The sequence below is a fragment of the Paenibacillus sp. MDMC362 genome (genome assembly GCF_003269305.1).
Taxonomy (GTDB): domain Bacteria; phylum Bacillota; class Bacilli; order Paenibacillales; family Paenibacillaceae; genus Paenibacillus_AQ.
Window position 1 is genome coordinate 1 of sequence record NZ_QLYT01000096.1, and the last position, 9,019, is coordinate 9,019.

Sequence of the window (9,019 nt, forward strand, 5' to 3'; positions counted from 1 at the left end):
GTATACACCCACTACCCCCTCAAGATAGCGTGTCTGCCATTCCACCACTACCGCATGTTATAAGGGATGTTCTGTAGCGAACATTCCCTATTATACTGTTCCATTACATAAAAGTAAAGAACCAAATTAAGGATCAATAGCTTAGGTCATGAGCAGTTAGGTCTTGTCGTTTCTCTTTTCCTTCCGGTATGCTGAAAACTCGATATATTCCCGGATAAACTCCTTCTCATTCTCTGCCAATCCGGACATGAAGGGAAGATCGGATGATTCCGGATCCACTTCATACTCTCCACGCGCTTCCCTGAGTCGGGTGGGGTTGCCCTTGCCAATAATCAACCAATCCAAGCTTACGGAAAAGAATGCTGCAATCTCAATCAATTTATTCGTACTCGGCGTTGTTTTCCCCCTTTTCCAATCACCAAAATTTCCTGTGCTGATCCCGAGGGTTTCACAAAACGCCTTCTTGGTCATACCTCGGCTTTCTATGAGATGTTCGATTCGTTGGTAAATAGACTGCATCAAACAACCGCCTTCCTAGTTCTCTTTGAAAGAAAATTACTTATGTACGTATTTTTATCTTGCAAAACAACTTAATTACGTGTATAATCAAATATATATTGCCTAAATTATACCATAGTACTCATGGATCGTTGTATCTTTTACTCATGAGTCTATTCAGTACGAGGAGCGAGTCATTTGCCCTACGATACCATGATCACATCCTGGAATAATGCGGTTCATTCCTTAAATAAAGGATTGATGATCATTACCCCGGATGGCATCATAGACAAAATTAACGATCCACTCATTACCATGGCCGGAAGATATGGTGTTACCCCTGAGACTGGATGGCAGGGGGCATCTTTTTTTAATCTCGCTTCCAGGTCCCTGAGTCTGGCTTCATTTGATCATTTTTTCCATGAGCTGGATCTGCCCTCCGTAAGAGATGTTTTGCTGGGAAAGCAATCTGATTATTCCTTGGAATATGCCGTGCAATGGGACGGCCAAGAGAATTGGGTTTTATGTGAGGTACTGCCGCTGCTTATCAACAAGGACAGCCGTATTCACGGAGCTATGATATCGTTTACGGATATTACGAAGTTCAAACGCAAGGAACTGCTGCTGGAACAAGCGCTGGCTCACAGCTTTCCCCTTCCCGGGCATATTCCCATCTGCGCCGTATGCAAATACGTTCACCACGCGGAAGAGTGGGAGCCTGTGGAGAGCTATTTAGAGAGCCGCCTCCCCATTGAATTCACCCACGATATCTGTCCGGATTGCATTCGCAGATTATACCCGAAGTACTCTTCCATCCTTGATGATCCGGAAATACTCGATTAACTCTTTGCCTCTGTATACAGCAACGCGGAATAAGCAGCTTCATGATCCGGCTTTATCGCTGGATATGAGGCTGCTTATTCATGCTTAAGGCATCATTCTCATTACGCGTTCACAAAACGAAGCAGAGGGCTTATCAGAGCAGGCAGTACCGAGACGTGGCCTTCTCCCTCAATTTCATGGAACGTAGTCTCCAGAACCTCATCATGCCCTTTGAGGAATGCATAGAGTTCCCTGGCGTCTTGAACCATGGACGGCTTCTCCTCAGCTCCAACGTACAAACGCAGCTCTTTACGCTGTCCGCTCTGTTGTAAACGGAGCTGCCCCTCCTCCCATCGTTTGTACAGCACATAGTTCTTCCACCATACGGAGGGACAAGCCGCAATATACCGTGCAAAGGCCTCCGGCCTGGTGAATAATGTATACAAGGTGAAAAAACCGCCGAGCGAGTGCCCGAACAGCGCCTGCTTCGAACGATTCACCGCGTATTGCCGCTCCACGGCCGGCTTCAGCTGAAACTCGATGAACGTAAGGAATGCTTCGACGCCGCCTGTTTCCGGCCAATCCAATCCGTTAGGGCGGACCGGCAATTCATGGTCTTCAGCATATTCAGTAAAGTTATAAAAACGCTCGCTGCTCACGATCGGACTGTCGCTGTCAAAGCCGATCCCGACAATAAGCGCAGAGGGAATGCCGCGGGGCGTCCGGGATTGCAGTCGGATGGCCTCTGCCAGCGTTCCGAAGGTCGCATTGGCATCCAGCGAGTATAATACAGGATACCCGCCATCAGGTGGCGGTCCCATCGGTTCGGTAATGAAAATACGGTATTCGCGGCCTGTGAGGTCGGATTGCATGGACCATGTCACCGTTCCCGGTATGCGAAACAGAGGATCTTTTTCGTCGTTATTGCAGTTATCGCGGTTATTGTGGTTATCATGGTTCTGGTCATCGCGGTTATCGTGCGCTTCATCCTTTTCGTGGTTACCCATACCCTCAAGCTGAGCTCGCACCATCTCGGATTCTTGGTCATATTCTTCCTTGACGAACAACCACCGCAGCGCATCCGGAAATCTTCTGGCCATAAAGATGGGATCATGGGTCCCATCAGGATCTACCGCCAGCTGGAGACGCTCGGGGCTCACCCCTTGTTCGTTCCAGAATCGATGGGCCTCGACATTATTCGAATACATATGTTGCTGCGCATTGTTCTTATATACGCCTTCCAACTGTCCAACAGACATGTATACCCTCAGCCCGGCAGGCAATTCCCCCTGCTCCCTGATGTAATCCATAACCCCGTCATACCATAATGAAGCCGAAAGCATTCCGATCCGTCCAAAGGTCTCGGGGCGCCAATACCCCGCGAACATCGAGATCAGCCCCCCAAAAGAACCGCCAATGATGGCTGTATGTTCGGGCGCTGCGAGTGTACGGTACTGTCTATCTATGTACGCCTTGATGACATCCGCAACCTCATCGACATAAGCATTGCCCTCCCCGCCGAAAGGCGGATTGCCCTCCAGCAGCGGCTCGGCCGGCCAAGGCGTGTACTCACGGTTCCGATTGGTTGACGATATCCCGACCAGGATGACCTCGACGAGTTGGCCTGCTGCAAATAGGTGACTCAAATAGTTGAGACAGTCCTTGAACATATCTCCCTGATCCTGTACGTAGGCAACAGGATAAGAACGGTCCGACTCATGATAAGAAGGAGGTAAACACAGTGTGAGTTCCCTGTCCTCAACCACCAGCTGTTGATAACGATTCATGTAATCCTCCCGAAAGCTGCTTTTATTTTCGCATGCGAATTAATAGATAGATAAAATATGGAACCCCAATCACGGACACCACAATGCCTGCAGCCAGCTCGGCCGGAGCAAATATCGTTCTGCCGATGAAATCGCCTATGACCACGATCGCCATGCCTGCTATACCGCTGATCGGGATGATATGCCTGTGCCGCAGTCCAACCAGCTGCCTCGCCAGATGCGGAGCGATCAGACCGACAAACCCAATGCTGCCGGATACGGCAACGCTCGCGCTGACCAAACCGATGCTGCATAGAAGCAATACATTTTTCTCGCGTTCAACGGTTACCCCGACACTCTTCACGCTTTCCTCGCTCAGCTGGAACAAGTCGAGCACTTGAGAGCGGAGCCAAATGACAGGCGGCAGCAGGATGAGCCAAGGAAGCATCGTGACCACGAACTTCCAGTTAGCGCTGTGAAGGCTGCCGGCCAGCCAAGCTACGGCCATCTCATAATCCGATGGATTCATTTTGAGCGAGAGGAACATCGTAATAGCACCAAAGCCGGATGCAATCGCAATCCCCACAAGAATTAGCCGCTGCGGATCCAGCTTTCCGTTTTCTCTGGCGAACATAAATATGGCCGTAGTTGCCGCCAACCCGCCAGCGATACCGAACATCGGCATCATCATAACCCCGAGCCAGCCGGTCATCGTGATCTGCCCTTGCAGCAGGAACATAAACAACACAACCGCCATGCCTGCACCTGCATTGATGCCGAGAATGCCCGGATCCGCAAGTCCGTTGCGGGTGACCCCCTGGATAACTGCACCGGCCATACCCAGCGCAAACCCGACGAGAGCGCCAAGGACAATACGAGGCAGCCTGAACTCGAACACAACGAGATCGAAATCCGAATTGGGATTCATCCGAAGCAAAGTTTGAAATACTTCCTTGATGGACATATCAAACGTCCCGTTGGTGAGACTGAAATATATGGCAGTCAATGCAACCAAGATTCCTCCAGTCAGAACCATCGGGAATCGGTAATAGGTGTTACGCACGCTGAGCCCCTCCCCTCGTCTTGATCAAGTAGAGGAAGAAAGGAACCCCGATCAACGAAGTTATAACACCCACCGGCGTCTCAAACGGATCATTTACAAACCGTGCGAGAATATCGCATAATGCAAGAAACATGCCGCCAAGCACGCCTGACACCGGTATGATCCATCGATAATCCGAGCCGGACAGGAAACGGGCAATATGAGGAATAATCAAACCTACAAAGGCAACCTTACCCGCCAGCGCCACAGATACGCCGGTCAGAATCACAACAGCCACCATCGCAAGGGCTTTAATAAGCCATGTATTCACACCGAGCCCTTTGGCCGTCTCGTCCCCGAGCGACAGCAGCGTGATCGATTTGGATAATACAACGGCAAGACACAAACCAACGATTGCAAACGGAATGCTCAGTTTGATCAGTTCCGGGTCCATGGCATGCAGTCGGGCATTGTACCAGAAGCTGATATTTTGTGATATCTGAAAATAGGCCGCCAATGCCTCTGCGGTACCGCTAAGAAACGTCCCGATTACGGTTCCGAGTATAGCCAGTCGAACCGGGCTGAGTCCTCCAGGAATAAGCCATGCCAAGCCGAACACGACGGCCGCTCCGATGGCTGAGCCGATCAACGAACTGACGATGTACATATTGGAGCTGGCGTTCGGAATAAATACCATGAACAGTGTCACCGCGAAGACCGAACCATCAGATACCCCCATGATGGATGGGGACGCCAAATAGTTCCTTGTCATTCCTTGCATTAAAGCGCCTGATACCGCGAGAAAAGCGCCGATAAGCATGGCACCGACAACTCTCGGCAATCGGGAGCTCACAATGATCTGATGATCGATGCTCTCCGAATCAAAAGCAAAGATGGAATCCCAAACGGTATCCATCGTAATATTTTTGGCTCCATAGAGGATAGAGGCCGCTATGAGCAAGAAGCAGACTGCCGGGGCCATCACAAGGATGACAGCCGGCAGTGATTTTTTAATCCCCATGAACAACACGCCTTATAGGTTTATACTGAAATGTTGGATGTTACTTTGTCAGACTTTCGACTGCAGCTTTCAAAAACTCGATTTTGCTGTACGCGGTTCCGCCTTGAGCCAGTGGATCCACCACGTTGACAAAAGCGGTGCCGTTCTTGAATGCATTCAAGTTCTTCATGATCGGATCATTCTGCAGTTCTTCCAAAGCATTCGGCGTATCCTTATTCTCATCTGGCGAGAATTGGACAAATACGTAATCCGGATTCATCTCTGCAATCTTCTCTTTCGAGATCAGTTCCTGTGCTTTGGCTGCGGCTACTTCAGCCGGGACTTCAATCCCCAAGTCCTCATACAATACCGGGTTAAAGAACACGCCTGCCGGATAGATGTACATCTCGCCCGCACGAATCCGAAGCGCCAGAACTTTCTTGTCCTTCAGGCTATCTCCAATCGTCGCTTTGACTTCTTCCAAGCTCTCTTTATATTTCGCTATTGCCTGTTCCGCTTGTTCCTGTTTGCCGCTTAACTCGCCGAGCAATTTCAGGTTGCTCTCCCAGTTGGTCGATATATGGGAGTACGGAATCGCGGGAGCGATTTTATTTAACTGTTCAATGACTTCAGGCTTGGCTTTGGACGATGCCAAAATCACATCCGGCTTCAAAGACAGGATCGTTTCGAAATTCGGCTCCATTTTCTCACCAACCGATTGGGCGTCCTTCGTAATCGACTCAAACATCGGCGGGAATTTACCCGAGAAGGTAATGGCCCCAACCGGATTAACTTCCAGCACAATGGCATCCTCCATGGCTTCAACGGCGCCGGTGATAACGATGCGCTCCGTCTTGGCCGGAAGCGTATATTCCTGATCGAGGTATTTCACAACTTTAGTATCGGACGATGCGGGAGTCGCTTCTTCTTTCGCAGCGTTATCCTCCCCGGCTGTGTTCGCGCTCTCTGCTGCATTATTCGCGCTAGCTCCGTCTGTATCTTTAGCCTCGCTGCCTCCACCGCAGGCGGACAGTACCAACGCAAATACCAGCAATAACCCCAAGACCCATTTCATTCGTTTCATCTCTCTCCAATTACCCCTTCCATGATCTATGATCACTCAATAATTGATAATGATTATCATTATTGATCATAGTATAGGATTTTCTCTCCTCGTACCATGGACAAATCACCGGATTCCTCATGGACAATTTCCGGAAAACAACCGAAAGGCTTCATCCGCCATCTGCTCCATCGCAATGGGGGAGTACTCGCGCCAAGGGTAAGAGGATAGTTGGTGGAACGTTCCTTCTCGCACCGCGGGAATGGTCATCCACTCCGGCGTTGCCTGCAGTTTTCTCCAATTGGCCAGCGTTTCGGAATCCTGACGGATCAAGAGCAGCATATGGTCTGCCCGGCTCTTCTTGATCTGCTCAATCGTTAAACGTCCAGCCTCCTTCCAGTCCACAGGCTTAGCCGGCTGAAAATTAAAATAATCATATAATAGCTCCTTCATGCCCGGATGACTGTAAGCCCTCAGTTCATCCCGATGCAGGCGTGCGGTCAAAAGCGTGCGTTCTTCCATCATTTCAGCGGGGAGCTTCTCACGGTAGGTCGATATTTTATGATGAAACGTTTCAATCCATCGCTCCGCTTCGGGCAGCTTGTTCAGCAATTTAGCGAGTCCTAACATATTAAACTGCCACCCTTCCTCTTCTTCCGGCATTTCGTAGAGAGGTGCAATCAATCGAAGCTGCTCCTTCTCCCAATCCTCCACCCCCTGTGAGCAGACGATGAGCTCTGGACGTGCCGAGGCCAGCTTCTCCAGATTGGCATATTTGTTATGATTCTGGCGGTATGCATCCAGATGGACAGGGATATCCGGCCCAAGCACGTTATAGTAATGCTGTGACCACTTCGGATGAAGCGGAGCCGCATACGGCGTGAAATCCAGCGGCATGGCGTAACCCAGAAGGGCCGTTGAGCCGTACATCGCCAGTTTATTTTTCCTTGTTTTCATATACACCGAGGGGGAGATCCCGAATGCCTTCTTAAACTTGCGGCTAAAATAAAATTCATCCTTATACCCCACCATATGCGCCACTTCACGCAGCAAAGAATCCGAGCCCAGCATCAGCTGCTTCGCCTTGTTCAAACGAACATGCGCCAAATAATCCATTGCGCTGTGCCCATACGTCTTCTTATATACTTCCACAAAATATTTGGGACTCAGCTCCGAAAGGTTCGCCAATTGTTCAATCGTTAAATCTTCATCATAATGCTCCTCGATATACTCCTTCACCCGCTCCAGCGCTTGCCGCTTATCATTCTTGGCGTAAGGGCTGCATTCGGCAATCATCGTATACAGCAGCTCTTGAAAATCCAGCTGAACCCTCCACTGCTTCATGGGCTCCTTGCTGTGAAAATCTTTATACATCGACCGGCAGACGAGATTCAAGCGGTCCGGTGAGCTGATGACAAAGATGCCGTCATAGGGCATGAAAGCGGCGCAATCCACCTCATGCAATCGACCGCAGCCTGATATCCCTTCCATGAAACTAAAATGAAGGATCGCAACGGAAGCCTGCTCGTGTTCCTCGGAACTCTTGTTATCGACACTCGTAATTCCGAAAGTTGTCCCCGCTGCACAACAATAAACGCATCCCTTATTCATACGGGTGATTTGCTCTGCCTGTTGCAAACAGGTTTCACCGCTAAGCGGGATAATCAGGGCTGGCTGCACTGCCAACTGCTGCTCCAGGGAGAGCTCTTGCCCATGAACAATATCCATATTCCATAAACGGGCCGTGAGCCCGCTGTATTCACGCGAATCTTTTTTGCTGCTGCTATTCGTCGACAGGTTTAACATATGTACAGACCCCAACCTTAAATGAGAATGGTTATCATTATCATATAATTATCACACACCGCCCCAAAAGTCCAGCACGATCTTCTCTTTTCCACCTTGTCGAATGAAGATGTTAGACAAAAAGAAAGCAGCCACGCGCTCCCTGTTAGGAAGCCGTAGCTGCTGCTTTTCAAATATGGTGTTAAATGCGCAGGATTGTCATTAGTTCCCCCGCTGGCGTTGTCTTGCTCTTGCCTCGCCGCCTTTGCGGCCCGCTTCTTCACGGCTCATCTTGCCGTCCCCGCTGCTGCCGCTGTCGCTTCTGGCTTCGCCACCCTGCTGTCCAATCTCTTGATAGAACTCACGTCCGTGGGATTCCGAGGTAGCCTCGCCGCCTTTGCGTCCGATGTCCTCATAGAATTCCCTGCCATGGGAATCGGAAGTCGCCTCCCCGCCCTTCTGGCCGATTTCCTGATAAAATTCCTTATCATGGGAGCTTGACGTGGAGTCTCCTCCCTTTTTACCGATGTCCTGATAAAACTCTTTGTCATGGGAGCGGGAGGTTGCTTCGCCGCCCTTCCGCCCGATTTCTTGGTAGAACTCTTTGTCATGGTTGTTCGCAGTTGCTTCTCCACCTAAACGTCCTGCTTCTTCACGGCTCATCTTTCCATTGTTGTTATTAGCCATTCTGAATCACTCCTTATAGGTAATTTGAAGTTGTTGCTCGTCCACGTTATGATATTAAACTCCTGACCAGAGATGAAACACTTGTTGTGCATAAATGTGCAATGAAATTCGATCAAAACCGTGATGAATCCTATGTAAACCTGGATATAAGGAAAAAACTATCGACGTACATTCATAAGAAGACAGAACTCGTTTAGATGTTTTTTCATATGAGGTAGGCCATGCTTCGAAGTTTATACATTTGAGATCTTAAGCGCAAAAAAAGCCCCGCACAAGGTGCAGAGCTTTTTCTTCATGTTCGTATGCGGTAGAGAGGACTCGAACCTCCACGGGTATACACCCACTACCCCCTCAAG

8 protein-coding genes are annotated in these 9,019 nt (G+C 49.7%); 1 reads left to right on the top strand and 7 read right to left on the bottom strand.

Annotated elements, in window-relative coordinates; all coding sequences use genetic code 11:
* Positions 1-156 precede the first annotated feature (156 nt).
* Positions 157-519, bottom strand: a complete 363-nt coding sequence (locus DP091_RS30565) for a helix-turn-helix domain-containing protein (RefSeq protein WP_113061772.1) — start codon at positions 517-519, stop codon at positions 157-159.
* 177 nt (positions 520-696) lie between these two features.
* On the opposite strand from DP091_RS30565, the gene DP091_RS30570 reads away from it, so the two are divergent.
* Positions 697-1,341 (top strand): PAS domain-containing protein, encoded by a 645-nt coding sequence (locus DP091_RS30570; protein ID WP_113061773.1) that lies wholly within the window; start codon positions 697-699, stop codon positions 1,339-1,341.
* Between the two features lie 101 nt (positions 1,342-1,442).
* Here DP091_RS30570 and DP091_RS30575 read toward each other — a convergent pair whose 3' ends face one another.
* The 6 genes from DP091_RS30575 to DP091_RS30600 form a co-directional block, all read right to left on the bottom strand.
* Complete coding sequence (locus DP091_RS30575) at positions 1,443-3,107, bottom strand: alpha/beta hydrolase (protein ID WP_113061774.1); 1,665 nt, start codon at positions 3,105-3,107, stop codon at positions 1,443-1,445.
* A gap of 22 nt (positions 3,108-3,129) precedes the next feature.
* Complete coding sequence (locus DP091_RS30580) at positions 3,130-4,122, bottom strand: FecCD family ABC transporter permease (protein ID WP_181469966.1); 993 nt, start codon at positions 4,120-4,122, stop codon at positions 3,130-3,132.
* Positions 4,123-4,141: 19 nt separating this feature from the next.
* Positions 4,142-5,149: a FecCD family ABC transporter permease gene (locus DP091_RS30585; protein WP_113061776.1), complete on the bottom strand. Its 1,008-nt coding sequence runs from the start codon at positions 5,147-5,149 to the stop codon at positions 4,142-4,144.
* A 40-nt stretch (positions 5,150-5,189) separates the two neighbouring features.
* Positions 5,190-6,212, bottom strand: coding sequence for an ABC transporter substrate-binding protein (locus tag DP091_RS30590; protein ID WP_113061777.1), 1,023 nt, complete (start codon positions 6,210-6,212; stop codon positions 5,190-5,192).
* A gap of 117 nt (positions 6,213-6,329) precedes the next feature.
* Entirely contained in the window at positions 6,330-7,997 is a 1,668-nt protein-coding gene (locus DP091_RS30595; protein ID WP_113061778.1) for an AraC family transcriptional regulator, read from the bottom strand.
* Positions 7,998-8,198: 201 nt separating this feature from the next.
* A complete protein-coding gene (locus tag DP091_RS30600; RefSeq protein WP_113061779.1) occupies positions 8,199-8,663 on the bottom strand; it encodes a KGG domain-containing protein in 465 nt (154 codons plus the stop codon).
* Between the last annotated feature and the right edge of the window lie 356 nt (positions 8,664-9,019).